Source organism: Niabella beijingensis (assembly GCF_020034665.1).
GTDB classification, from domain to species: Bacteria; Bacteroidota; Bacteroidia; order Chitinophagales; family Chitinophagaceae; genus Niabella; species Niabella beijingensis.
Genome location: NZ_JAIQDI010000001.1, coordinates 475783 through 501806, shown reverse-complemented (window position 1 = coordinate 501806; position 26024 = coordinate 475783). Strand labels below are relative to the sequence as shown.

28 protein-coding genes are annotated in these 26024 nt (G+C 39.1%); 19 read left to right on the top strand and 9 right to left on the bottom strand.

The features are described from left to right. Positions 1-84: 84 nt before the first annotated feature. The gene (locus K7B07_RS01970) at positions 85-900 is read right to left on the bottom strand and encodes a DUF4249 domain-containing protein (protein ID WP_223706982.1); all 816 of its coding nucleotides are present in this window, start codon (positions 898-900) and stop codon (positions 85-87) included. A gap of 646 nt (positions 901-1546) precedes the next feature. Here K7B07_RS01970 and K7B07_RS01965 point away from each other — a divergent pair. From K7B07_RS01965 to K7B07_RS01940, 6 genes are all read left to right on the top strand, one after another. Then, positions 1547-2137, top strand: a complete 591-nt coding sequence (locus tag K7B07_RS01965) for a hypothetical protein (RefSeq protein ID WP_223706980.1) — start codon at positions 1547-1549, stop codon at positions 2135-2137. 53 nt (positions 2138-2190) lie between these two features. Beyond that, the gene (locus K7B07_RS01960) at positions 2191-2574 is read left to right on the top strand and encodes a hypothetical protein (protein ID WP_223706978.1); all 384 of its coding nucleotides are present in this window, start codon (positions 2191-2193) and stop codon (positions 2572-2574) included. A 147-nt stretch (positions 2575-2721) separates the two neighbouring features. Beyond that, positions 2722-3504 (top strand): HNH endonuclease, encoded by a 783-nt coding sequence (locus K7B07_RS01955; protein WP_223706976.1) that lies wholly within the window; start codon positions 2722-2724, stop codon positions 3502-3504. A 20-nt stretch (positions 3505-3524) separates the two neighbouring features. Further along, complete coding sequence (locus K7B07_RS01950; RefSeq protein ID WP_223706974.1) at positions 3525-4166, top strand: Nmad2 family putative nucleotide modification protein; 642 nt, start codon at positions 3525-3527, stop codon at positions 4164-4166. 187 nt (positions 4167-4353) lie between these two features. After that, positions 4354-5226 (top strand): hypothetical protein, encoded by an 873-nt coding sequence (locus K7B07_RS01945; protein ID WP_223706972.1) that lies wholly within the window; start codon positions 4354-4356, stop codon positions 5224-5226. A 120-nt stretch (positions 5227-5346) separates the two neighbouring features. Beyond that, positions 5347-7335, top strand: coding sequence for a hypothetical protein (locus K7B07_RS01940; RefSeq protein ID WP_223706970.1), 1989 nt, complete (start codon positions 5347-5349; stop codon positions 7333-7335). 45 nt (positions 7336-7380) lie between these two features. Here K7B07_RS01940 and K7B07_RS01935 read toward each other — a convergent pair whose 3' ends face one another. From K7B07_RS01935 to K7B07_RS01915, 5 genes are all read right to left on the bottom strand, one after another. Continuing rightward, positions 7381-7623: a hypothetical protein gene (locus K7B07_RS01935; RefSeq protein WP_223706968.1), complete on the bottom strand. Its 243-nt coding sequence runs from the start codon at positions 7621-7623 to the stop codon at positions 7381-7383. Between the two features lie 293 nt (positions 7624-7916). Continuing rightward, positions 7917-8360: a hypothetical protein gene (locus K7B07_RS01930; RefSeq protein ID WP_223706966.1), complete on the bottom strand. Its 444-nt coding sequence runs from the start codon at positions 8358-8360 to the stop codon at positions 7917-7919. A gap of 352 nt (positions 8361-8712) precedes the next feature. After that, a complete protein-coding gene (locus K7B07_RS27860; RefSeq protein ID WP_223706964.1) occupies positions 8713-9012 on the bottom strand; it encodes a type II toxin-antitoxin system RelE/ParE family toxin in 300 nt (99 codons plus the stop codon). Further along, the gene (locus K7B07_RS01920) at positions 8997-9233 is read right to left on the bottom strand and encodes a hypothetical protein (RefSeq protein WP_223706962.1); all 237 of its coding nucleotides are present in this window, start codon (positions 9231-9233) and stop codon (positions 8997-8999) included. The genes K7B07_RS27860 and K7B07_RS01920 overlap by 16 nt, the downstream gene beginning before the upstream one ends. 145 nt (positions 9234-9378) lie before the next feature. Further along, the gene (locus tag K7B07_RS01915) at positions 9379-9723 is read right to left on the bottom strand and encodes a hypothetical protein (RefSeq protein ID WP_223706961.1); all 345 of its coding nucleotides are present in this window, start codon (positions 9721-9723) and stop codon (positions 9379-9381) included. A gap of 787 nt (positions 9724-10510) precedes the next feature. Here K7B07_RS01915 and K7B07_RS01910 point away from each other — a divergent pair. Next, positions 10511-13540, top strand: coding sequence for a SusC/RagA family TonB-linked outer membrane protein (locus K7B07_RS01910; RefSeq protein WP_223706959.1), 3030 nt, complete (start codon positions 10511-10513; stop codon positions 13538-13540). 10 nt (positions 13541-13550) lie between these two features. Then, positions 13551-15002, top strand: coding sequence for a RagB/SusD family nutrient uptake outer membrane protein (locus tag K7B07_RS01905; protein WP_223706957.1), 1452 nt, complete (start codon positions 13551-13553; stop codon positions 15000-15002). Between the two features lie 91 nt (positions 15003-15093). Here the strand turns inward: K7B07_RS01905 and K7B07_RS01900 are convergent, their stop codons facing one another. The 3 genes from K7B07_RS01900 to K7B07_RS01895 all read right to left on the bottom strand — a co-directional run bounded on the left by K7B07_RS01900 (position 15094) and on the right by K7B07_RS01895 (position 17519). Then, positions 15094-15378: a hypothetical protein gene (locus tag K7B07_RS01900; RefSeq protein ID WP_223706955.1), complete on the bottom strand. Its 285-nt coding sequence runs from the start codon at positions 15376-15378 to the stop codon at positions 15094-15096. A 76-nt stretch (positions 15379-15454) separates the two neighbouring features. Then, entirely contained in the window at positions 15455-15919 is a 465-nt protein-coding gene (locus K7B07_RS27855) for a MauE/DoxX family redox-associated membrane protein (protein WP_420847739.1), read from the bottom strand. A 601-nt stretch (positions 15920-16520) separates the two neighbouring features. Beyond that, the gene (locus tag K7B07_RS01895) at positions 16521-17519 is read right to left on the bottom strand and encodes a helix-turn-helix domain-containing protein (RefSeq protein ID WP_223706953.1); all 999 of its coding nucleotides are present in this window, start codon (positions 17517-17519) and stop codon (positions 16521-16523) included. Between the two features lie 268 nt (positions 17520-17787). Here K7B07_RS01895 and K7B07_RS01890 point away from each other — a divergent pair, with 268 nt between their 5' ends. From K7B07_RS01890 to K7B07_RS01845, 11 genes are all read left to right on the top strand, one after another. Beyond that, positions 17788-18219 (top strand): response regulator transcription factor, encoded by a 432-nt coding sequence (locus K7B07_RS01890; RefSeq protein WP_223706952.1) that lies wholly within the window; start codon positions 17788-17790, stop codon positions 18217-18219. A gap of 376 nt (positions 18220-18595) precedes the next feature. Continuing rightward, complete coding sequence (locus K7B07_RS01885) at positions 18596-19624, top strand: helix-turn-helix domain-containing protein (protein WP_223706950.1); 1029 nt, start codon at positions 18596-18598, stop codon at positions 19622-19624. Between the two features lie 140 nt (positions 19625-19764). Further along, the gene (locus K7B07_RS01880; protein ID WP_223706948.1) at positions 19765-20202 is read left to right on the top strand and encodes a hypothetical protein; all 438 of its coding nucleotides are present in this window, start codon (positions 19765-19767) and stop codon (positions 20200-20202) included. A 239-nt stretch (positions 20203-20441) separates the two neighbouring features. Continuing rightward, the gene (locus K7B07_RS01875) at positions 20442-20777 is read left to right on the top strand and encodes a DUF4134 domain-containing protein (protein WP_223711335.1); all 336 of its coding nucleotides are present in this window, start codon (positions 20442-20444) and stop codon (positions 20775-20777) included. A 40-nt stretch (positions 20778-20817) separates the two neighbouring features. Continuing rightward, entirely contained in the window at positions 20818-21096 is a 279-nt protein-coding gene (locus K7B07_RS01870) for a DUF4133 domain-containing protein (RefSeq protein WP_276225246.1), read from the top strand. 42 nt (positions 21097-21138) lie between these two features. Further along, positions 21139-22482 (top strand): TraG family conjugative transposon ATPase, encoded by a 1344-nt coding sequence (locus tag K7B07_RS27950; protein ID WP_262903491.1) that lies wholly within the window; start codon positions 21139-21141, stop codon positions 22480-22482. Positions 22483-22532: 50 nt separating this feature from the next. Beyond that, the gene (locus tag K7B07_RS27945) at positions 22533-23642 is read left to right on the top strand and encodes a TraG family conjugative transposon ATPase (RefSeq protein ID WP_262903490.1); all 1110 of its coding nucleotides are present in this window, start codon (positions 22533-22535) and stop codon (positions 23640-23642) included. 28 nt (positions 23643-23670) lie between these two features. After that, the gene (locus K7B07_RS01860) at positions 23671-24048 is read left to right on the top strand and encodes a hypothetical protein (RefSeq protein ID WP_223706944.1); all 378 of its coding nucleotides are present in this window, start codon (positions 23671-23673) and stop codon (positions 24046-24048) included. A gap of 3 nt (positions 24049-24051) precedes the next feature. Further along, the gene (locus K7B07_RS01855; protein ID WP_223706943.1) at positions 24052-24723 is read left to right on the top strand and encodes a conjugal transfer protein TraI; all 672 of its coding nucleotides are present in this window, start codon (positions 24052-24054) and stop codon (positions 24721-24723) included. A 6-nt stretch (positions 24724-24729) separates the two neighbouring features. Then, positions 24730-25371, top strand: coding sequence for a hypothetical protein (locus tag K7B07_RS01850; protein ID WP_223706941.1), 642 nt, complete (start codon positions 24730-24732; stop codon positions 25369-25371). Continuing rightward, complete coding sequence (locus K7B07_RS01845; protein WP_223706939.1) at positions 25368-26003, top strand: TerB family tellurite resistance protein; 636 nt, start codon at positions 25368-25370, stop codon at positions 26001-26003. The genes K7B07_RS01850 and K7B07_RS01845 overlap by 4 nt, the downstream gene beginning before the upstream one ends. The last annotated feature ends 21 nt before the right edge of the window (positions 26004-26024 follow it).

Here is a 26024-nt window from a genome sequence, read left to right as displayed (position 1 = left end):
ATCCAAATTTACTTAAACAACAACAAACTGGAATATTGGCGCGAAATTTAGCAGTAATTTAAGCCTCCTTGTGGATTAGTTTTCTTAATCCCTGGGTACAAATCCTTTTTTTTGGGAGGTCTGTGCGCTGAAATACCCCAAAGCACCGCCGGAAAAGTTGGATTTTGGGTTGCCTGGATTTGTGGTACCTCCGTTTCCTAAAGCAGCCTCACGTAGCTGGTATAAATAGGTATAAACAGGTTCTTCAATACATTGCATATTGACAATTACACTATCGTATTTGTCAATAAACGTTGATGCGTTTTGGTCCTGAAAGGCATCTAAGATCTCCAGGGTTACTGTTTTGCCGTCAAAAAGCCGGTCGTTTTCAAGAAATATAGTAGTGTTTTCAAATCCATCAACAGTTAAAATAAAGCGATAAAAGTTAGTGACCCCCGGAGGATCGTGAAAAACGACTGTTGGAATGTATTGTTTGATCCCTAAAATGGTTCTTTTTGTATAGTACAAGGAATCAAAATTCACTTTAGCGGGCATCGTGGATGATGCCAAATACCTTGCCGTTGACAGCTGCACATCTAAGGTGTATTTTTCACCGGGGCTGGTTTTGATATATGTTACGTATCTGCCATTTCCACGGCCTTCTAATGTTAACGGAATACCTCCGTCTCTGTTTATTAGAATTTGAGCATTGTTATTCCCTTCGTAAAGGTTGGGGTCTTCTATCTTCAGGGTCTTCGATAAAAATACCACAACGGAATCTTTATCACTTGAAAGGATTGCCTGTATTACGTCCTTTTGATAATCCAGGTCGTCAAGATCCAGGCGGATCACTTTGCGGCAGGCTCCAAGAACAAGCGTAAGTAGTGATAAGATAGCAATAGTTTTTTTTATAGGTTTCATTTGTTTTTTAAATTTTGTCAATTATCAACGCATGGGCATGAATCAAATGGTTCCGTTAAAAAAAGGTCCACTATTGGAACAGCGTAATATATTCTGGAAAAGCAGGCAACAATGATTGTTTTATAGTGATCTGTGGTGGCTTGATCCAGGAAGTATACTAAGTGGTATAAAAATACTAAATATTCCTGGTGTTCGGCATAGGATTTATTTTCTCCTTAAGAATGGTTTCTCAGATCTATTATATTTCTTGAATTTTTGAGGTAGATTTGCGGCATGGAATTATCCCCCCAGCAGAAGGCCCAGGTTGATGTTTTGGATCATTATTTTTCGGATTACGGAGAAATGCCAGTGGTATTGCCGGTAAATCAGGGAGTAACGCAGCATAACCCAAGGAAGTATATAAATGAGAATATAAAAATGCTTAATGATGGTGTATTGTCGCCCATAATCATAGAAATGAGGATCTTTCATTTGAAGATGCTCCAAAGTGGATTGGACCAGTTGAAAAGCGAAAAAAAGTAAGTTTAGTCTTAAAGACAGGCAGGGTACGGCATTTTTCACTAGACTTTCCGATTCCAATAGTGTAAATTCATAGTCTAAAACTTTTGAATTATGGAAAATTACAAAACTGAAATCCTGCAATTATTTGAAAAAAAAAGCCAGCGGGAAATTGTCGATTAACCTGGTAAATCCAACTCCGGCAAAATTAAGGCAGGAATGTATAGTGGTCTTTAGAGGTATGCTAATTGAAAACGAAGCTGATCCTATTGATTTGATGTTGTTAAGAAGTTTTTTTGAGCGTCCTGGTGAGGAGGACCTCCGGCTATCCACAATCAGAACTTTTGATACGGATAAATTCAAACCACTGTGCAACTTCCTCAAAGGAAGGACAGGTAAAACCAGTGATAAAAATCTTGAATTATTGGCTTGGTTAATTGATTTCTCCCTGCGGCCGTATACAAGGTATGAGTATTTTGAAACCAGGCGCGGCAGAGACTTGTCTAGTTTAACCGTTTCTAAAATAGGTGATTTTGTAGAGAGTTTTGCCGGGGCACCAGTAGATAATGCGCTATCCTATTCCTATGGCAGTAGTTTTGAATGCCAGGCTACAAAAAGTATTACCTTGGAGTACCCATCCGGTGTTAAGATACGTGTAGATGCCAATGATATTCAATTGATTGAACAATTAGTAAAGGTAGGGCAAGATTTACCGGACTTCCGTAAAACACTTCCATAACTCTTGGTTATATTTGAAGAAAAATAGCGATGAGGTCCGATGCTGAAAATATAATGTCGCCAAAACTTCTTAAAGCCAAAATTAAAGATCCTGCAACGGGTGAAATGCTGGAGGGTTTTCCCATTTGTGCTGTAACCAAAGAGGGTTTAAATTCTTATTGGATGGTTCGTGCTGATTGTACTGTGGAAGGATTAACGACCGGCGGCATGGTTCATTTAGGTGAACGGGATTTAGAGAAACCCCAACCGAATTTTCTGAAAGCAAAAGCAATGGCGTTTGCTGATGGGAAAGTAGTAGAGGGTTTCCCATTTTTTGCAAAAGGGGATACGGAAGAAAGTTCTTACTGGTTGATCCGGTCTGGCTGTACGGTTGAAGAATTACTAACAGATGGGTTGGTAAATATTGTACCGGAATCCATTACTTATTTGGACCTTTAATTGAGAGTAGTATGCCAATATGATCTGAAAAACTCAGGTTATAACGGGGCAAATTCTTTTTTGAAGTTACAGGAATAACTTGGTGAACCCGTTTTATATTTATAATATTTAGAACGCTGGCCCTAAAATAAAAAAAGACTAAATAAAATGCCCGATGTCATATCAGAATGTTATGAAATTTCAAAGCAGGTTTTTGAAAAGAAAATACGGCGCACCGAGGGGATAAGTTTTTTAGCTGACAGGTATGGGACTAATAAAAATTCTACTGCTGGCTATATTCATGACTTTAGATGTTTAATGGAAGGCCGGAGATTTACAAGAAGAATGAATTCTTTGGCAATGGAATATTTTCTGGAAAATATTTTAAAAGATTATGGTACTAAGGTTCTTGAAAAAGCTTTGTTTGCTTTTGATGAGCACATTAAATATTATGAGGGCCTTCGGAAAGTGAATCTTAGAGCGATGAAGCTTATTTATAAGCGATATAGTGCTTTAATAGATTCACGATCTGTGGATGAAATTGAGCAGGAAGAAATTATTGAACAAATTGAGCAATCCGGAATTTCTAAATCAGAGATTCTGGATGCTTTAAAAAATCTTAAAGAAAAGGAACCGGAAGTGATCTATATTAGTGGGAAAGCTTACCGGCGGGATAATAAAACAATTGCTCAAATAAAAATCTTGCGGGATTTTTCCTGCCAGCTTTGCGGTAAATATATTTTGAAAAGAGGTGGTAAGAAATATATTGAGGCGGCGCATATCAAAGCAAAACATAAAAAAGGAGGGGAAACGCTCAGTAATATTATCTTGCTATGTCCAAACCATCACAAGGAATTTGATTTGGGGCACCTGGTCATATTAAACCATACAAAGGGAATTCTTGAAATTAACCTGAATGGTAGCAATTACAAAATTGTGTTTGAAATATAATGCAATAAAACGATTCTGTTTTGGCAAAGCTTTTCTCATATTGTATTCCATTTGACAATGGCGCTGCCCCCAATCCTTTTTGGGGGATGTGTACCCTTAATATTTGCAAACCGGTTATACGCAAGGTGGCCCAGGTGGGGGATTGGATTGTGGGAACAGGATCTGCCCGTCACAGATTTGAGAACAAAGTTGTGTACGCAATGGAGGTTACTGCTAAAATGACGATGGCAGAGTATGATCTTTATTGTAAAAAATTCTTGCCTGAGAAAATACCCAATTGGCGTGGTAAAAGTTACAAAGAGCGAGTGGGTGATTGCATTTATGATTTCAGTACCGAGCCGCCAAAATTGTTGAAAAGTGTACATGTTGAAGAAAACCGTAGACGTGATTTGAGCGGAGTTTATACCTTACTTTCTGACCATTTTTATTATTTTGGAGATCATCCAGAGCCGCTTCCTGATTATTTATTGCCCATTGTGAACCAGGGTCAGGGTTATAAGTCAACTTTAAATAAGCCTTATTTTGAAGCTTTTGTAGACTGGATCATGAGTCAGGCGAAGGCAAAGAACAGTGTTTATTCGGAACCTAAAGAAAGGATGCGATTTGCCTTCACAACAGATGTTGAATGCGGCCATCATCGGAAATGTTCTCATACGGAGTAAAATTTCCCCTTTTATTATATTTGAATTATTTGTATATTTAACTAACCAAACTAAATTTAACCAATGCAGCCCATAAATACTCCTTGTCCTCCAAATTGATCTGGAAACTTTTGACAATACAGTTTTAAATCCTACGTGATTGTTTATTTAAGGCTCAAATAATTTGTAAACATTTTGTTTAAGGGAAATGGCAAATTTATTATACCGATACATTAATTGGAATGACCGTGGGTCAAAAAGGCTTTTGTCTGAAAATGAACTTTTTTTCTACGGGGCGGATCAATGGGAAAAGGATGGTGAATATGCATTTGATTTGGATGGTTTTTCTGAAATGGAGTTGTTTGATATCATACTTAAAATTACTGATCACCTAAATAACTATCATTTTGATGAATATGAGAGGTGGATGAATTATAACGCTAACAAATATGGGGTTGATCTTAGCAAATTGTCTATTTTTCAACAAGACATGATGCAGCAGAAATTCGCACGAAAAATGGCAGAGGAAAAAGTTTCCAATCCCGCAAAATTTATGGAACTGTTAAAAGGAGTATTCTTCGCCAGGACAGGCATCATGAGTCTTTCGGAAAGTAAGTATTCATTCAATTTGTGGAATTCGTTTAGAAATGAAGGAAGCAATAATATTATTTGTTTAGGTATTGATAGTGATTTATTGGAAGGCATTTTAGCAAACGAGGGCAATTGTAAAAAGGGCAAGATTAAGTATTCTGAAGAGACTAAGAAGTTTGAATTGGAATTCGATCCATCAGGAATCACGAACCTAAATCAATTATTGACAATATCTTTTGCATTGAAGCCTCGCTTCCAATATGAAGAAGAGGTTAGGATTCAGCGTTTATTTATTGATAATAGTCGTGATAGCGAAGAAAGGAAAATTAAACTTCCAGACGGGATATTTAAAGAATTAATTATTCTTAAGGATGCGGATGATGCGACCCAGTCTGAGGTATTCGCCTTGGCAAGCCAAAAAAATATTGAAAATCTTCAGTATGTAGAAATCTTGGATGATGATAGTTCCGTTTCAATGACTATTATTTAGATTTAGAATAGTGATTTAAGCTTTTTGCAAGACTGTATTTTTTTAAAATTAGTTCTAGAGGCCAATTATTTCTCATTGTCGGGATTTTTCTATCTTCTCAAACTATCAAAACTTTCTGTTATGAAAAAATGCGCTTTGCTATTTGCCGTAATTTTATTATTCACTGGATTTGCAGGTGCACAGTCCTATGAATCAGACTCCGCTACAAGACGAATCCAGAAAAAGTCTCCTGTAAGTGGAAGCGGCCCTTACACTGATGTGATTACATTAAATGCTTGTTCTCCTGATTTGAGGTCCATTTATATCGAACGTTATAATAGCGGACGTAAAAAGTTATTTAAGCAACAAAGGTTTTCAGTAAATGTAAATCGTTCAACCAGTTTTAGAATTATTAATATAAATCCGTTAAGGTATGGATTTAAGATTAATAATCAGTTGGTGACGCAGTTTTTCGATGCTCAGGAAGTGGTATCCCAGGCTGCACTCAGGGATACTTCAATTGTTCCAGCGAGTTCGATTGAAGCATTGGTAATTTTCGACCTTAAAAAAGTTGCGACAGCCGATAATAAAATGATGACCTTGGCTCGCTCCAGAAAAGAAATAGGAGAGAACAAAGCGATATTTGACTCATTGGTTGATGAATGGAATAAAGTTGTAAACTATGCAAGTAGAATGAACCTGAAGTATGATAAAGAAGGAAGGATATTCAGTGATTCTGGTAGAAAATTTGATTCCATAAAGTTAGACAGTTTGAACCAAAGAATTACTGAGCTTGAGGAACTGTATTTTAAACAAAGTAGAAAAATGGCAGTCTTATTTAAGGATTATGAACCGTTGTTTAAGGAATATGACAATGTATCAGTATTAAATAACACTGTTATAGTTTGTGACAATTATAAAGAGATCCCAGGTTTAAAAACTACTGCGGCCTCAATAAAAGGTATTGCAGCTAATACGATTGAAAAAATTAAAGAAATTGAAGGTAAAGAAAAAGGCAAGGAGTCAGAATCCCCAAATTTAAATGCGGATGTTTTTGTGGATGAGCAGTATTCAAACGTACAGAAGATATACGAGGGCAAAATTGCTCAATTGAGTGAAAAAGAACAATTTGTTTTGATTGCGTCTATGGAAATAGGTCGACTATTACAAAATAAGCTGATTGAATACTCTAGGTTTCTAAATCAATTAAAAGACTTTGATTGTATAAACGATACTGAGGGGGACATTAAAAAAAAGAATGTGGAGGCAACTAACGTGTTTCAATTTATCCAGGATGTGTGTGTTAATCTCAATACGTATATTAATCAGTACCAACTGTCCAACACTGTTTTTGACAGTGTAGTGTTCCGAGTTAATAACAACTATAGAACACTTCTTAACGTCCTCAACGCGCTGGACAAGATTAATAAAAGCACTGAAGTTGTTTATACGCTGCCCTTTAATAATAATCTTGGGAATGCTGACAAGATTAGATATACTGTTAGTAGGTTTGATTTGAATACTAAAGGAAAAGAGCCGGATGTACAGCCATATGATATTTGGCTTAAGGGAGGACTGAAAGTTGATTTTAGCGTTGCGATTTTGGCATCGGGAATAAGCAACTTTACATATAATAAATTAGCTCTTTATGATTCCGCTGGCACCCGGACTTTGGGCGATACTATTGCTCTCACTAAAGTGGACGCTGGTCGATATAGTTTTGCTTTTGGCGGGATGGTGAATTTGTTGTGGAGGACTGGAACTTGTTGGTTTACACCCGGCTTTAGTGTGGGAGTTGCATATGGCACTAATCAAAATTTACAAGTTCTTTCCTCCCTGTCACTTCAGTTTGGGAAAACTGAAAGGCTCATCGTGCACTTTGGGTTCAGCGGAGGCCCGGCTAATTACCTAGATCTATCCCAATATTCCCTCGTTGATAAAAAAACTGATCAGGGGCTTGCAGATGATTTGTATAAGATTAGAGGTTCTATGGAAAATACAAAGATTGCATATCATCAACGTTTTGTGTTTAAACCTTTTTTCGGTATCTCTTATAATTTGAGCAAAAGAAATCCTTTAAATGCAGTAGGAAACCTAACAAAGGCATACGACGGATCATTCCCTCAATAAAATGGATACAAGTAAGTTCTCAGGGAGCCAACGATTATGTCTGGTCTATAAACAATAGATTACCTTAATGTTGTTATCAAAATCATCCGCTTTCAGTTCCTTCTTCAGGCTGTCTGGCAGTGAATTGTAATTCAAATTTTGTAGGGTGAATTTTTTGTCAAAGCATGGATACAGGTCCCGGCCTTCCAAAAATGGAAACAGGTACCATTTGGTTCCGTTGTGCATCCATAAGTAGGAGGAAAGGGCTTCGTTATTATAAACGATAATAATTTTGGTAGAAGTGTTCATAGTTTAAATAATTAGTCTGGGTTACAAAATCTCAAAATTCAGCCATCTTGACTGGCACGGAGTTTTAAAAAAATGGGTTCCCCGGTATTCAGTAGTTACGGTACTGGAGAAGCCCAATTAGGTCTATAATGCAATTCTAAGGTATAACCAAAACTGACATATTTCAAATTTTTTTAATCATTTCCTTGTCACGAATTATAGTGACAACGGTTTAAGGAAATGCTTGAAATTTAAATCAAAAAGGTTATCGCCTTTATGTGGGATAACCTTCATGTTTATTTGCTGCTCAAAAGTTAAATCAAATTGGATTTAAGGAATGCTATAATGGGATCATAATATTTTGGATTTTTGGTTACGCCATTGTCATCAATATAGATGCCATCGTCATTCACTTTTGGACTTCGGATCTTTTGTTTAACGTTGGCTTGGATATATATCCGTGAGCCTTTGTTCCGGTTGTTCTGAATCAGCAGGTTGTATTCAAGAATATCTATTTTTAACTTTGTAAATACCTTACTCTTATTGTCATCCATAACGATTTTGCATTGGATGAGGCCCGAACTTTTATCAGCCGAAAGAACGAAATAGTCGCTCGAAAGAAGCAGCTGCAAGACGCGCTCAAAAGTCGTATCCTGATGGGGCGAAGGTAGGTCTACAAAGTGATTTTTGTTGGTCTGTGCATTGGCAATTCCCGTTGCAGTAAAAAAGATAAATAGTAATAATCTGATTGCTTTCATGTCTATGGTATTAAGAAGTTGGTTCTGCCAACCTGGAAATGTTTAACTTAATTATTTTCTAGTTGTTCTCCAAATTATTCTTAGTGTCTGGATAACTTTAGGAATTTTTTAATTAATATCAAGCGGGAGTATAAACCCGATCTCCGCTGTTCAGCCAGAAAGAAAGCGCATTGGCATTGTAAATAATAATTACTTCTTGTAGCTGTTTTATATGGCTGTTTTGGGAAAACACCGTTGCCACCGAGGCTAATTACTTTCTTTTGCTTATATTAATTGTTAGGTATGCAATAGTGGTTTTTTGATTTTTGAAAATTTTTGCAGTTTTGACCTATGTTATTTAAAGGAAGTGCATTTACAGCTTCTTGGGATTTTGCCAGGTATTCCAAAATACTAATAGATCAATTTCATTTTTTATGGGTTTGTACTTATAAATAAGTAATACTCTTTTGTGCAGTACAGCACACCTTATGTTTTGGTACTTTTTATTCCGTGAACGGCCACTTTGAGGAAAGCGTGAAAGTCGTAAAATGAGTTTATCGGTTTGCTCAATAAAATTATTTACCTCTCGCTGTGTCCAGGCATCCTGAAGGTATTTGATGTTGGATTCATAGGTTTTCCAGGCCCGATTGGTCCAGTTTATTTTGACAGCCATTTGTGGTATCGCTTTTGTACTTCCTCATGAGGGGTTACCTTGCCGTTTTCAGATTCCACCAAAGCAACTTCCACGTCTTTCTTCACATTATCCGGCATGCCATCCCACCAGTCATTTTCCGCATCTACTTCTAACATGGCATGAACCATCTTTACCACTTTTTCATCAGCCGTATCAATATATTTCTTAACATCACGGCGCATTGCATTTACGCTGCCCATAGTTTTCAATTTTAAATATAAAATTATTTCTATTTTACTTACTCACGTCACATTGGCCGCAGTTTCCCAAATAGCTCATTTTCTCCGATTCATCCTTATTGTTCTCGAAGTTACTTAAAATTCGTCTTAGTTCTGTGTAGGAATTTTATAGCCTAATTGAATCTCCGGCCTTAAATTTGTTTTTATATTTCATCATTTTGAAAATGAACTTTATCAAAATGTTAATATCAATGTCAATTAATTCGGCCATTCGCACAAGTTCATTATTTGAGAAGTCGCCTGGATTATTACATTTGCTTTTGAAGGATTCGTAACCCATGTGTAGCTGACGAGCAAATACAGATGGAGGGATCAAAGCATTAATTTTTCCAAAACTCTCAACCTTATTCGATTCAAAATCTGTTTTTAAAGAGTTGAGTTTGTGCTGTAATTGTTGGTTGAATTCATTCGCTTTTTGCTCTTTCGAAATATTTCGCTTTGTTCTTGGCATTCATCTATAATTTATTATCAAAAATTAGATAAGAATTTGCCAGTCTTGATAAATATTAGATAATTGGTATAATTTATCGATTATTGAATATAAAATATACCATTATGGTATATTTTACGTATTTTTATTACGACAATTCTGCAACATGTAAATGTTGTAGCGATTATTCAATAAATTTGAGATTCTTCATTGATGTGAAGGATTTCACTACGAGTCTCGAACTGAAAGCCGCGAACTTAACAGACCCGAGATGATAGTGAAAGCCTGCTCTATATAATTTAACATATAGAGTAGGCTCCTATCAGCTTACTGGGTCAAGGCTCTTCGCGGCGCCGCAGTTCGGTAAGACGGGGCCTGCTCTATATGTTTTAAAATACTACGATTGCCCCGTCTGCTGAAGAGACTTGCTTAACCAAAAAGGCAAGATGAGGCAGGCTGATTACAAAAAACTATTTTTATTTTCAATAGAATTATGTTGCTCCGGACATTGCTGCTTAGGAGGCAGTGAACGGGCAAGTTACAACACCTGGTATTCGCTTATTCCGCGCCAACCAGATTAATTTTTTGCCAGGGTACCGGTTATTCTCATTCTAGTAAAATTTAAAGGCAACGGTAAAAACCCCTGGCGGCAGCACATCCAAAGGCCGGCTTATCTCATGGAGCCGGCCCCCGGCTGCTTTGTAGTACTCTATGAAAGAAGCATAATATTTTAAAATACACAAGTACTCTCCCCGGGATATAATTACATGGGTTTAAGATGATTTCTTAACCAAAAAATTCATGTATAATGAAAAAGAAAGCGCTCCTGGGCGTGCTGGCATTGCTATGTCTTTACCTCATCCCTATTAGCCAAAACAACCCAAAAGAGTACCGGGAAATTACCGGCACTGTACGTAATTCCTCCGGAGAACCGCTCTCCGGTGCCACCATTACCAATACCCGAACGGGAAAGGGCTCCGTAACAAATGCCTCCGGCAAGTTTACGCTGCCCACAGTAACAGAAGATGACAAATTGCGCGTTAGCTATATTGGCTATGCCATCCAATTTGTGACCGTTAAAAAAAACACTGAGTTGGACATTACCTTAAAGGATGCCACTAATGAATTAGATAGGGTGGTGGTGCAGGCTTACGGTACTACAAGCGACAGGCTGCGTACAGGAAATATTTCCAAAGTAACAGCCGCAGATATTGCGAAGCAGCCGGTGATGAATGTGCTAAATGTGTTGCAGGGCCTGAGTCCAGGAGTAGATGTTGTAAATACCAGCGGATATGCCAGCGGCGTTGTAAAAATCGAGATCAGAGGCCGTAATGGAATCAATCCAAATTTTTCATCTGACCCCCTGTATGTTATTGATGGAGTGCCATTAACCATTTTGAATTTGAATGGCCTGGAATCATATGCGGGCGGATCTACCGGGGTTAACCAGTCTAGTAATAATTTAGGGCCTGCTAATGGTCAAAGCCCTTTTTTTAATATTAATCCCAACGATATTGAAAGCATCGAGGTATTAAAAGATGCTGACGCCACTGCCATTTACGGATCACGGGGTGCAAAGGGGGTGATATTGATCACCACGAAGAAGGGAAAGCCCGGCAAGACAACCCTGGAAATGAATGTATCTTATGGAGCCACCGAAATCACGAAAATGTACGATATGCTTAATACGGAGCAGTACGTTGCCTTGCGCAGGGAGGCATTAAAGAATGATGGCCTACCCATTGATTCAAAAAATGCGCCGGATTTAGTGCTTTGGGATACTACAAAGTACACCAACTGGCAAAAAGCACTCATGAGCGGAGGATCCTCCATTCTGGCGAATGCAACGGTGTCTGGCGGGAACACTTATACCACTTTTCGCCTTTCGGGTGATTATTCCAGCCAAAAAGATCTTTCGACCTATAGCGGGGCCAATCAACGGGGATCCTTTTCGGCGAATGTAGCCCATCAATCAACAAATAGACGATTGCGTGTCAATTTGTCCACTATTTACGCATCATCAAAGGTGAACTTAAAGAGAATGCCATTGTTAACAACGCTGCCTCCAAATGCACCGTCGATCTGGAATGCAGATGGTAATCCGAACTATGCGGGCTGGGCACCGTTGGATAATTTGTACCGGTTTGGTAGCCTTGTAAATCCCTATGAGTCTAAAATTAATAATCTGAATGCAAGCCTTAGTACCAGCTATGAAATCTCTAAGGGGTTGAGTTTTAAAACCAACCTGGGGTATGACTACCTGCAATCCGGCCAGGTCCAGCTGGACCTCATTCGGTCAAAAAATCCTAAAAATAATTCCAAAGGGAGCAACCAGTTTAGTAATCTGATTGCCATTAATCAGATTGTTGAACCCCAGTTAGAGTACAACGGTTTCATAGGAAAGGGTAAACTGAACCTGCTTGCAGGAGGGTCCTGGCAGAATCATTTGTCAACTTCTACCCTGTGGGAGGGAAGGGGGTATGCTAACGATGCGCTGTTGCGATCCGTAAATAATGCTCCTGAAAGGGATGTATATAATAACAGAGGCGACTATAGATACGCTGCTGTTTTTGGACGTGTTGGTTATAACCTGCTGGAACGGTACCTTCTAAATCTTAACATGCGCCGGGATGGTTCCAGCCGATTTGGACCCGGCAGGCAGTTTGGTAATTTTGGTTCGATAGGGGCGGGATGGATATTTGGAGATGAAGCATGGATAAAGCGATCCATACCAGCATTAAGTTTTGGGAAGATTCGCGCAAGTATTGGCACTACCGGAAGCGATGATGTTGGAGATTACCAGTTTTTGAGTCGTTGGGGGTTTGGTCCTGCCGGTAGATCTTATAACGGCATATTGCCATTAATACCTTCAAGTCACCTGGATTCTTTGATTCAATGGCAGGTGAACTATAAAACGGAAGTAGGTTTTGCATTGGGATTTTTAAAGGATCGCATAACGGCAGATATCTCCTGGTACCGGACCCGTTGCAATAATCAGCTGGTTGCGCTACCAACTCCCACGTATTCGGGTTTTGATTTTGTGACAACGAATAGTCCGGCCAACGTGGAAAATACCGGATGGGAAATTATATTAAAAGGAAAACCACTGCAATCAACGAACCTTAACTGGGATATAAGTTTTAATATTAGTCTGAATCGCAACCGGTTGCTTTCATATCCGAATTTTTCTGCATCTCCATATTATGGAGCGATGCAACTTGGTCAGCCGCTCAATACAATCCGGGTATTGCACTATACAGGTGTGGATCCATCCTCCGGAAACTACAGCTTCGAGGACCGCAATGGTAATGGTAAAGTAGAGAATAACAAACCCTATGAAGATGATACTTATTTTCTGGATCTTACTCCCAAATACTTTGGCGGCTTAAATAATAGCCTTACGTATAAGCGCTGGCAGTTAAGCTTTTTATTTTACTTTAAAAAACAAATAGGACGTAGTGTCTTATCAACAGTCAATTATCCTGGCGGCATTTACAACTATCCTTCAATTATTCTGGACCGCTGGCAACAAGAAGGTGACATTACTGCTATTCCCCGTCCTAGCACCAACCCTTCATCTGTGCTATTTAATCAGTATAAGAATTCAGACGGTGTTTGGACGGATGCATCCTTTATCCGGTTACAAAACCTTGTTCTAAGCTACCGGCTGGGAGAAACAGCTTGTCGCAAACTTGGCATTTCGGATTGCAGTGCGTTTTTCAAGGGGCAAAATCTTTTGATCATTTCGAATTATGAGGGCCTTGACCCGGAAGTGCAGAATTTCGGATCGCCACCAAAGCCGCTGATCCTCACTTTTGGTATTTCATTAAAATTTTAAACCTATTGTTATGACTCTTTTATCATATTATAGTAGCTTGAAGCGGTTTGATAAATTTATAATTCATGTGACAGTCTTTTTATTTTTACAAATGCATATTTCCGGGTGCAAAAAGTTAATTGAAATTCCTCCTCCGGTTAGTACAATTACAACAGAACAGGTTTTCGCATCACCCGCTGAGGCAACTGCTGCAATGGCCGGAATTTATAGCGAATTGATTTCGGGTAACGCTAATTTTGCGAGCTATTCTACAACGGTATATTGCGGAATGAGTGCCGATGAATTAACAGTTGTCAACACTACAGAGGGGCCACAATTTGCTAAAAATAATTTGTTTAGTGGTAATTTAATTGTCGGGTATAATTTCTGGCAAAGTCTTTATGCAAATGTCTACCGGGCAAATGCAATAATAGAAGGACTACAAAACAGTACAAATATCAATGATTCTATTAAGGCTGAACTTGTTGGAGAAGCGCGATTTATACGCGCATTTTGCAATTTTTATCTGGTCAACCTTTTTGGGCCTGTTCCCCTTGTTACCACATCCAACTGGCGTAAGACAAACTTGCTTGCCAGGGCACCAACGGATAAGGTGTACGAACAGATTGTAGCAGACCTGAAAGATGCGAAAGAAAAGCTCGCAAAAGATTATTCAGTTGGCAAAGGAGAGCGCATCATTCCGAATAAAACGGCTGCTACAGCGCTTCTTGCAAGAGTATATCTTTATATGGGTGATTTGGTCCATGCGGAACAGGAGGCAACTACTGTTATTAATAGCCCCGAAATGGCTCTGGAACCTCTTGAAAATATTTTTGGCACAAAAAGCAGGGAAGCGATTTGGCAGTTAAAGCAGAACAATACATCAGGGACTTACAATGCAACGCCAGAAGGCTACTTTATTCGTCCATTGTCGCGCAATTCGGACTATCAGCCTGGAGTTTGGATAACGGATTTTTTCTTAAATAGCCTTCAACCGGAAGATCACAGGAAGGATGCCTGGGTGGATAGTACCAGGTTTGCCGTAGATAATTTGATCTATTATTTTCCTGGAAAATATAAAGAAGGATTGGGGGAGGCGATTGTGAATGGACCTTATAAGCAGTATTATATGGTATTACGACTTGCTGAACAATACTTGATCAGGGCTGAGGCGCTAATAAAACAAAACCAATATTCTAAGGCGACAGAGGATATAAATTTAATTCGTATAAGGGCGGGACTGGGACCATTGGAGACGACACTTTCTCCTGACGATATAATGAATGCATTGATTAAGGAACGGCAAGTCGAATTTTTTGCTGAATGGGGAAATCGCTGGCTGGACCTAAAACGTTGGGGTCTTGCAGATGGATTGTTAGGTACGTTAAAGGGAAGTGATTGGCAGCCTACAGACAAACTATATCCCATACCAGATGGGGAGCTTAAAAAGAATGCAAATATGACGCAAAATGATGGGTATTAAATTTGTTATTTTTTACATGTTTAGCGAAATAGAAAAAAGAAGCTGTTTTTTGAAACAGCTTCTTTTATGGCTAATTTGAGATTTTCTTGAACTACCAGGAACCCACTGCTGAAACCGGAACTTTGGTTGTGCCGTTGTCATGGAAAAGAGGACGTGCCGATGCTCCGTTTCCCTTTAGTTGAGCTTGGGTTTGACCAGGTGAGGCAATTTGCAGCTGAAGAAAATCCATCGTCCCATCTGAGATTTGGACGTAGTTGGATGAAGCATCCTGAATGTAAAGATTTAAGCCATTAGCAAACTTTTTGTTGTTTGCGAAGACAAATGCTGTGGTAGCCAATAAGCAGACCAGTAGCAGAAAGAATGAAAACCTTCTCATGATTATTGATTTTAAAAAATGCTTACTTTTTAGAGGGTTTCAGCAATTCCCTTTTTTCGTAGGCCGCTGTTTTATTTTAAAATAAACGTTTCTCGATTTTTAGCAATTTCATATGCAATTTCAAACTTACAAATGCCAACCATGCAGTACTCAACGTAAGCAAAAGAATCTCAAACCAATCTGCTTTCGTCCAAAATGGGTGCCACGGCCATACTAAATATGGAGTGAAATAGAATATGTATCCTATTAATACAACGTATGCTAATTGGGAGATGATTATATAATATAGTGCAGCCATCCGGGTTTTCTTGTGTAATAGCATTGCTGCAAGCAAGAGTTGTAACACTGGTATAATTATATAAAGAATATCCGAAAATGTTTTTGCAACCGGAACTCTGTTTAGCCAAAATCGATAGCTGGATAGTGCAATGCATTTTTGAAGTCCGAGGCTGTAGAAGTATAATAGCAATATCAGGATACAAATCTTTAATAATATCTTTGTGCAGGTTGCCTTGTTGGTATGTGTCAATATTACTTCCACTATTGTTGTTTTAGAGCGAATCCTTGCTTTTAGGCTCGAATTGTCAGTACCGAATATTTACCTATTCCGACTTTGATGGCGAAGAGGTAGTCCTGCGATTAAATAAAGCCTTTTATTTAGCAAGTATCGTTGCTTTTGAAATAATATATTTTATTCTTTTCTTTAAATTTGTCTAGAGAGCCGTTTGATAGTCGGTCAGGATGATTACCAATGTTTAGAGGTGCATGGCATTTCTTGATTCTATGTGTTCTGTAACCTAGCTTGGCCTGGTCTTTCTCTCTCAATAAACTTTTTAAGACAGATAATCTTTTGTTACCGCATCTTAATACGACGAGGAAGTAAGACTATATCCATCCTTTTTATGAATACGCGACCTGGACATGGCTGTTTGTGTCTTTATTCACTTTTTAAACTTTCCTTTAAAGAACCTTTTTGAATTTAATTAACTTCCGAAGAAGTCGTGGGCAATCCTCCAGCACTGTTTCCAATACAAAGTTGCAAAGGAAATTTGTATTCATTATTACGGTAAAATGAAAATTTTTGTTTGGAAAGTCGTGTACAATTGCATTTTACCGTAATCTTGTCTTGAAGAAGAGGACTTTTACCGTATTAAAAATTTATCTATTTGGTTTGGAGGATAACCAAAATAGTTATTGAATTCTTCTACAAAATTTGAATGGTTTTTAAAACCTAACTGTTCCTGGGCCTGTTTGCTTGACAAATTTTCGACTGCTATAAGATATAAGGCATACTCAAATCTTAGTTTTTTAAAACTTGCTCTTGGTGAGTCCTTTTTATGCCCCGACTTTATCCAGTAGTTCCGCAGCGTAGTCGCCTCCATCGAAAAATCCTGCTTTATTTTCTGTATGAGCTGCCTTACAGAAATGTCCATGTTATTGGCCAGAAATGTGTTTACCCATGCCCGGAAATCGATCGGCTTTGGTTCTCCGACCATGTTATTGATCTGCCGGTAATAGTGCCTATTTAATTTGGTTATTATCGAGATTGTTGTAAATGGAACTTCTGGTTCGTTACCGGGCAATTCGAGCAGTCTTCGGATGAGGTCTTTTACCCTGTGATCCATTGGTAATCTGGTAACTACGCTATTGTTTTTACCTTTTTCAGTATATTGATTTTGTGCGTCAATATGTGGATCAATGCTTGTGGGAGTGCTCAGAAAGGTGTCAGAGATCATGTAAAAATAGTGATAGGTACCCGCTGATAAGATTACTTTATGAGAGCCCTTTGGTATGTATTGGAGGGTGTATGTTCCTTCATAGAGCGGTATGCATCCATGATTGTAAAGTGCCGCAAATCCGTAGCCCTGTAATGTATATTGAAATGCCTTGAAATCATGTTCACAGGTTACTTCAAATAATGAATATTCTGAGAGATGTATGGTGACAAGTGCTAATGTGATGTTTGCCCATTGGTAAATTTGCTGAAGTACATAGTTTTCTTTTTTATTTCCCCAACTGGTAAGGTAGGGGGTGGCAAACATTAATACCAGCTGCTGACCGGGAGGGAGGCCGGTGCTTTCAGTTTTGGTACTTTGCCATTGGCCTGGAGCCTGAAATAATAGGGGTGGTTTGTAAGGCATGTTGTTTCAATTTGTACGTTTAAAAATGCTCCGTCGTGTAATAGATGGAGCTTATAGATAACAATGCAATAGTTTTGCTACATCAAAAGTACAAACCAAAAATGTAATTCTCGTAAAAAGTATACCAAGTGGTGGGAAAATTATTAAATTTGATCTAACTGTATAAGGTATTCAGCCTGAGACTGAATTGTGAAAGTGACATCAAAACAATTTGTTTTTTGCTAATTTCTATTAGTTTATAAATTGGTTATTAAATAATTAACTTCTTATGAGAAAGGATTTATCCCTTAACAACCCAATTAATAGTGCGAATGCTATTATTTCTCCAGTTGTGAAACAAAGAATACGGCTAGTAGAGGTTATGGCAAATGCAGGTTTACTTTTGCTGATTGCTTTGCAGGTTAAAATGAACATATTTTCTTTAAGAAAAGTGAATAAGCGTCTTAAAGAAACGGAGACTCGATTACAGGAGTGCGGCCAGTTGAAGAGAAATGAGAAGTTTAGAGAAAACTGCCAGCAATTTAATCTAACCAGCCGTGAGCAGGAAATTGCTTTTTTGGTGTATACGGGTGTTACTTACAAAGAAATTGCCAAACAGCTTTTTATTGCAGAAAGAACCGTGTCAAAGCATGTGCAACACATTTTTGATAAAATGAGCGTTTCTAACAAAGCCAAATTTATATATAAGATAAGCGCTTAATGGAGATATCGCAATGCCGATTTTCTAAAAATACGTAATTATGCGTATGGAAATAGTACTTTTTGCGTACTACTGAAGGCTTGGAATTTGCTGCTATTTCCTATAGAGTAATATTTATAGCCTTTTAAATTTTACACTATGATTGCATCTATTCAGTGGTGCCGGAACAGAATGAAGTTCCGGTGGCCAGAACCCTCTACGCCTAAATTACAACATGTAATGGAAGTGGCATTGCAAAAAGGTTTCCGAGATCCTTTGTGCCAAAGTGGCGAATTTTTATATGTTCTTGCATTTGGAACTGTGCTTTTTCTAAGGCAGCGACGTGGACAATATAGGTTCCAGATGAAGAAAAATACCATTCTGTTATTTTTATTTTATGTGGGCAATGGTGGATAAGTGTGCGGTGTTTATGGATGGTATTTTGATCATACAGTTTGTGCAAGAGGGTTTCGGAGCGCTTAGATCTTCACCGGATATTCCGGAGGATTTAGTTCGCTATGTAATTCAAGCAACTACGGCCTTTAGCATATCTGGGAAGGGTTTTAAAGCTCTTTTTCAAAAGTTTATGGGCAACGGCTTTGTAGCGTGGATTAATCACTTTTTTGCTGCCTCAGATACGGTTTTGCAGGTCAGCGGGTTTGAATCCACTTTTGATCTGTGGATAGCAATGCAAAATGGAATCAGGGGATCTTGGAACGGGGAGTTGGATGTTGAAATTCCAGCGTCCTGTTTTAATTTTCTTTTTATGCCTGCTGGTGTATGGCACGCCCGCTTTGATGCTGGAATGCAATATGAAACTTTTGATGTCCATTTTGAGAAGTGGTTTGTTGAGGATTTTGTAAAGGACTATAAATTATTTGGGCAGTTTATGAACCAGGTAAAGAATATCTCGCCGGTGAATTTGTATGATCGACCGCACCGCTGTACAAGTTTGATGTTAGAGGCGGTACAGGGCATAATACAAAATAATTATAGTGATGTGGGTAGGATGCGGCTTTTGCAGAACACCATCGGAAATGTTTTAGTTGCTACTTTGGAGGCAAATGGGCAGGTTAAGGACGGGACGGCTCAGCTGACTGAAGTTCAGATTAAGGCATTGCAGGAGGTAAAGCGATTGATTGATGAGAGCATTCCCTATTATCCAGGAAATAAACAACTTTGCCGTCAAACCTACCTCAACCATTTTACATTGAATTATGGATTCAAACGCTTATTTGGGCTTTCTCCTTATAAATATTACAATGCTATACGAATGGAGCGGGGAAAAGAATTGTTGCGTAATGGGGAAAGTATTCATTCGGTTGCGGCAGATCTTGACTTTGAATCACCCCAGGCATTTGGAAAAGCATTCAAGTTGGCGTTTGGCTTAACCCCAAGCCAATATCGGGCAGGCTTTCCAAAATGATTTTTTTCATGTGAAAAAAGTGCGCCGGTTTAAAAAGTTTTGGATACAAGAAATTGCTTTTTGGACTGATTTTATTGCTTTTTGGACTACAAAATGGCTGTTGTAAACCTCATTTTTGTGTTGTCAATAAAACATCAATTATGCAAAATGTAATTACCTGGGAACAGTTTTTAATTTGTCTTCTCGTTTTTCTTTTGATTTATTATGTAATAGTTCTGGCTTTATATTATCGTGATGATTTGGGAAAGCTTGGTAAGCGATTTGGCAAACAAGATGGGGCTAATGCAATGTATAAAAAAGGAAATTCGTCTATACCCAGAGAAAAGCACGAATACGAAAGTCTTTATGACAGTGTGCATGAATTGATGAAAGAATGCAGAGGCGTTTTTAGCAATACAAACAATGCGCCGATTGACAGGGGTAAACTAATTGCGGATTTGAGCGATAAGGTGAAGGCGTTTCCTCAAATTAAGGGGACAGCGTTTCAAATCTCAATGTCTAATCATTTTGCTCAGGAAGCATCTCACCGGTTAGGTGTTGAGCTAAACGACAATGAATTAGAAGAAATCTGGCAGTAGCCGTAATAATATGGCCTCCGTATCCCATTTTGTGTAGCATTGGATAAGGTGGGGAGGATCGGGAACGGAGGCCGCCTTAGTCCTGTCCGCGAGCTTATTCCGCTTACGGTGGTCGTCTCAGCCATAGGTTTGAGCCGCGGCAGGTTTTTTTGGATCACCTGCTTATGATTCATAAGACAGTGTGTTTGGATAGTGTGGGGATAGAAGGTTCTTATTGATCAAATAAAGCAGATGTGAGTATGATTATGTGGCGTAAGACTGCTTCAGGCAGTAAAGGGGAGCGCTATGCGCTTATTACAACAGTTCTTTGTTTTTTATGCAGTATTAGTTCCCATGCCCAGGATGGCAGTAAGGGGATCGAAGAAGCAAACTCGTTAGTACGGCAGTATTTTGATACCGGAATCAATTTAATGTATGCCGTGGGTGCCGTACTTGGGTTGGTTGGAGCGGTGAGGGTGTACCAGCGATGGAGCGGAGGGGATCCACATACAGGACAAATTGCGGCAAGCTGGTTTGGTAGTTGCATCTTCCTGGTAATTGTGGCCACAGTATTGCGTTCATTTTTCGGACTATAAGTACAGAACAATGGCCAGCGTTTATAAAATAAACAGGGGAGTGAACCAGCCTGTAATGTTTAAAGGACTTAAAGCACAATATATATGGTACCTGGGCGGTGGATTGGTGGCCTTGTTGGTCGGATTTGCCATATTATATATATGCGGTGTGAATATGTTCATTTGCCTTGGAATTGTTTTTATAACGGGAGGTATTCTTTTTAAAAGGGTTTATCGCATGAGCGGGAAATACGGTGAGCATGGATTGATGAAAAAAATTGGCAACCGACAGATTCCTGATTGGATTAAAAACAATAGCAGGAAGGTATTTATAAGGTAACGTTGGCGGTCTATCATTTGTGAAGAAGAAAAAGTGTGAGATATGGAAAAATGGTTAAACGATCTCATGCCCATAATGGATGTGGAGCATGATTGTATTTTGAGTAAGCATGGAGATATTTCCATTGTATTTAAAGTAACGCTTCCCGAAGTGTTTACCCAATCGGATGAGAATTATGAGGCGTTGCACCAGGGCTTTATTAAAGCCATTAAGGTGCTCCCAAAGGAAACGGTATTTCATAAGCAGGATTATTTTGTGCAGTCGAAGTTCCAGCCTGAAAAATTGGAGGACGGTTCTTTTCTTTCCCGGAGCAGCAACAATTTCTTTGAGGGGCGGCCATATTTGAGGCACGATTGTTATATAACATTAACAAAGAAGCCAGCGGGTAGAAAAGCATCCAGTTCTGTATTTACCAGTTTGCTTCGCCCAACATTTGTGCCTGAGCAGACTGTAAGTAATTCGGCATTGCAGGAATTTGAAGATTCTGCGGGGCAGTTCGCGCGAATCCTTTCGGACGCCGGAGTTTTACTGAAACGGCTTAGAACAAGTGAAATAAATAGCCAGAGCAACAGAGTCGGTCTAATTGAGCGTTACTTTACTTTGTCGGAACAGCCTGATCACTTATTAGTAAAAGACTTGCAGTTAAAAGATCAACTGAAGATCGGTGATCAGCACTGCCAGCTGTATACATTGGCAGATGTTACTGATCTTCCTTCACTTTGTGGATCCCGGATCAACTATGACAAGTATTCGAGTGACCGGACAAAGTTTTCCGTTGGTTTTTCATCAACTCTTGGTTTGCTCCTTCCCTGTAACCATGTTTATAATCAATATGTATTTATTGGCGATGCGGGTGTTACGATGAAAAAGCTGGAAAGTAAGCGGCTCCGGCTTCAGTCGTTAGCGGCTTACTCCAGGGAGAATTCTATTGCACGGGATGCAGTTGGTGATTTTCTCAATGAATGTGTGAGTGAACAGCGGCTGCCGGTTAAGGCACATTTTAATGTGTTGGTTTGGACGGATACCCCCGAAGAGCTAAAGGAGATTAAAAATAAGGTTACTTCTGCGCTCGCACAAATGGAAGCAGCGGTTAAATTGGAAACTGCCGGGGCGGCTCAGATCTGGTGGGCGGGCATTCCCGGAAACGCGGCTGATTTTCCAATGAACGATGTGTTTGATACGTTCGCGGAACAGGCCTGCTGTTTTCTAAACCTGGAAACTAATTACAGGGACAGTGACAGTGAAATTGGTATGCGGCTCGGGGACCGGCTGACGGGTAAGCCGGTACATGCGGATATAAGCGATGAGCCTATAAGGGCTGGTATTTGCACTAACCGGAATAAATTCATATTGGGGCCTTCTTTATGCCGGGCCATTCTTAACTGAGTGGCCCGGCATAAAAATCTGGATCAGGAAAGAGCTTCTTTACCAACCACATGGTAAGGAGCTATTATGAATCAGGCGCGCATATCGTGCTGGTAGATGTGGGGCATTCTTACAAGGGGTTGTGTGATTTAGTAGATGGTTATTATTTCACTTATTCGGAATCCGATCCCATCAGGTTTAATCCTTTCTACATCGGGGAAGGCGACAGCCTGGATATTGAAAAAAAGGAGAGTATTAAAACGCTCCTGTTAGCTCTTTGGAAAAAAGATGATGAATCTTATATGCGTAGTGAATACGTGGCACTTTCCAATGCTTTGCAGGGATATTTTGAGAACCTGGAAAAAGATAAAAGCATCTTTCCTTGTTTTGATTCCTTTTATGAATACCTGCAAACGGAATTTCAGGATGTGTTGAAGAAGGATAAGGTTCGGGAAAAATATTTCGACATCGATAATTTTCTCTTTGTGCTCAGACCTTATTACAGGGGCGGGGAGTTTGATTATTTATTGAATGCCACGAAAAATTTGGACCTGCTTCAACAGCGATTCATTGTTTTTGAGCTGGACAATATCAAGGATCACGCAATTTTTCCAGTAGTAACATTGATCATCATGGAAGTTTTTATATCCAAGATACGCAAGTTGAAGGGCGTACGGAAGATGATTCTTATTGAGGAAGCCTGGAAAGCGTTGATGCGGGAGGGTTTTGCAGCGTATATAAAATATCTCTTTAAAACGGTCCGGAAGCATTTTGGTGAAGCAATTGTTGTGACGCAGGAAATCGAAGATATCATTTCTTCTCCCGTTGTTAAGCAGGCTATTATTAATAATTCTGATTGTAAGATCTTACTGGATCAGTCCAAATATCAAAATAAGTTTGATGACATCCAGGAACTTTTGGGACTGACAGAAAAAGAAAAGGCGCTAGTACTTTCGGTTAATAAGGCGAACGACCCAACAAAAAAATATAAGGAAGTCTTTATTTCTCTCGGTGGTGTGCTTTCAAAAGTTTACCGCACAGAAGTTTCATTGGAAGAATACCTGGCTTATACTACAGAGGAAAGAGAAAAAGTAAAGGTACAGCAGTTTGCAGTTGAACATGGTAGTATTGAAGCAGGGATCCGGGAACTGGCTTCGCAATTACGGTCGAATTTGGCATAAGCATTATTGAAATCTAAACTTATTTTTTATGAAGTTGACAGCATACTACCTGGGTGTTCTTGTTGGGTATATGATGAGCTGTAACCGGGTTCCGAATCCTGAAATTTTGGAATTTATTCCGGGTGTTTATGTGCACTCCGATAATCTTGATTCTGCAACTGGAAATGATACGCTATTTGTAACCTTTCAAGAAAATAATAGGTATGCAGTTGTTAAGCGTACTGGGTTTCGTCGTGCAAAAGGTAATGTCAAAACTCGAAAATTGTTTAAAGTGGAAAGATGGACAGGAATTTATGACGTAAGAACAGGTATGCTGAATTTATCTGAAAACGGGAAAGTTATCACCTTCCTGTTGAACGAAAAGAAACTATTACTCGGGCAAACGCCATATCTTAAAATCAGATAATTTATGAAAAAGATTGTGTTAATAATTTCACTAAGTTTTGGCCTCGCATTAATGCCTACTCAAAAAAGCCATGCTATTGTTTGGGTTGTTGTTAAAGCCGCACTGAAAAAGGTGATAAAGGCAATGGACCTGGCAGTACAGCGCCTGCAAAATAAAACGATTTGGTTGCAGAACGCTCAAAAGACTTTGGAAAATACGCTTTCCAAAGTCAAGTTGGACGAAATTTCTGATTGGGTTAAGAAGAATAAGGATCAATATGCCAAGTACTATGATGAGCTTGCCCAGGTGAAAGCGGCGATCAGCGGTTACCGAAAGGTGAAAGAAATTATTTCCAAGCAAATCCGGCTGGTGGAAGAGTACAAACGGGCGTTTGGTCTTTTTAAACAGGATGCCCATTTTAGTCCTGAAGAAATTGCCTATATGACCAGGGTATATACGGGTATTGTTGACGAAAGCATAAAGAGCCTGGACCAACTCTTTTTAGTTATTACATCTATGGATACCAAAATGACGGATGGCAGGCGCTTAGAAATAATTTCTCAGGCGGCCGAAAGAATTGATGCAGCGCTTTCAGATCTTCGGTTATTTAACGTTCAGAATGCTAAACTCAGTTTGCAACGAGCAAAAGATTTGAGGGATGTGGAATCAGTTAAGGCATTATACGGAATTGAATAAGGGGATATGAAAAAGTACGTATTATTTACTTGGATTTGGATAGGGCTGTGTATTGAGGGGCACACTCAGGGTTTAAAACATTGGTTTAGCCAGAAGCAGACACAGACGGAATATTTAATTCAGCAGATAGCGGCACTAAAGATTTATACCGGCTACCTGGAAAAGGGATACAAAATTGTGCAGGGCGGGCTAAAAACTATTGGAGATATAAAAGGTGGTCATTTTAAACTGGACCAGGCTTTTTTTGATGGCCTTAAAATGATAAATCCAAAAGTGCGTAATTACAGCCGGGTTTCTGATATTGTTTCCCTGAATATTAAGGTAGTGAAATTATCAGAAAGGGCAATAAAATCCGCCCGAAGCAGCGAACTATTTTCAGGGGATGAATTGGAATATGTCTTGGGTGTTTTTAATAAAACGTTGGACGGCTGTTTTGAATTGTCCGGAGAATTGATACAGTTACTGACGCCCGGAGAGTTGCAATTGAGTGATGATGAAAGAATTAAAAGAATTGACGCGCTTGATGCTGAAATGGACCGCCGTGGTCAATTTGTAAATCAGTTCTACGGGGAGTTACAATTGTTACAGTTACAACGAAATAGGGAGTTATTGGATGCTAAAGAGGTGCAAAAAATGTATGGACAATGAAAAAGTATGTCATTATTCTGGGATTATTATGTTTTTATTTGGCGGCAGGAATGGTTGCAAAAGCGCAGGTTGCCGAACTTGAACAATTGGCGTTAAATATTGAAAAACTTGCGCAATTCAAGAATATTCTTTCAGATATGAAAAAGGGATACGAGATCCTGACAGGTGGTTATAACACGGTAAAAAATATTTCAGAGGGTAATTTCAAATTGCACCAGGTTTTTCTTGACGGATTAATGGATGTTAGCCCAGCTGTAAAAAAGTACAAGCGGGTAGGCGATATTATAAATTATCAGTTGCGAATTATTAAGGAGTATAAAGCGGCATTCGGACATTTTAAACAGGGTGGGTGGTTCCGCGATGATGAGATTGATTACCTGGGGAAAATATATGGTAAGTTGGTAAGTGAAAGTTTGGAGAGTTTGGATGATTTGCTTGTTGTTATTACGGCAAAGAAACTACGTATGTCAGATGAAGAAAGACTTTCTGCTATAGACGGTATTTATAAGGATATGTCCGAGAAATTGCAGTTTCTCCGCAAGTTTAATGATCAGACGGAGGTCCTTAGTTTGCAACGGGCCAAAGAAATGAAGGACGCAAAGACCCTCGGTCGTATTTACGGTGATCCATAGGCATTTTGACATTTTGGATGG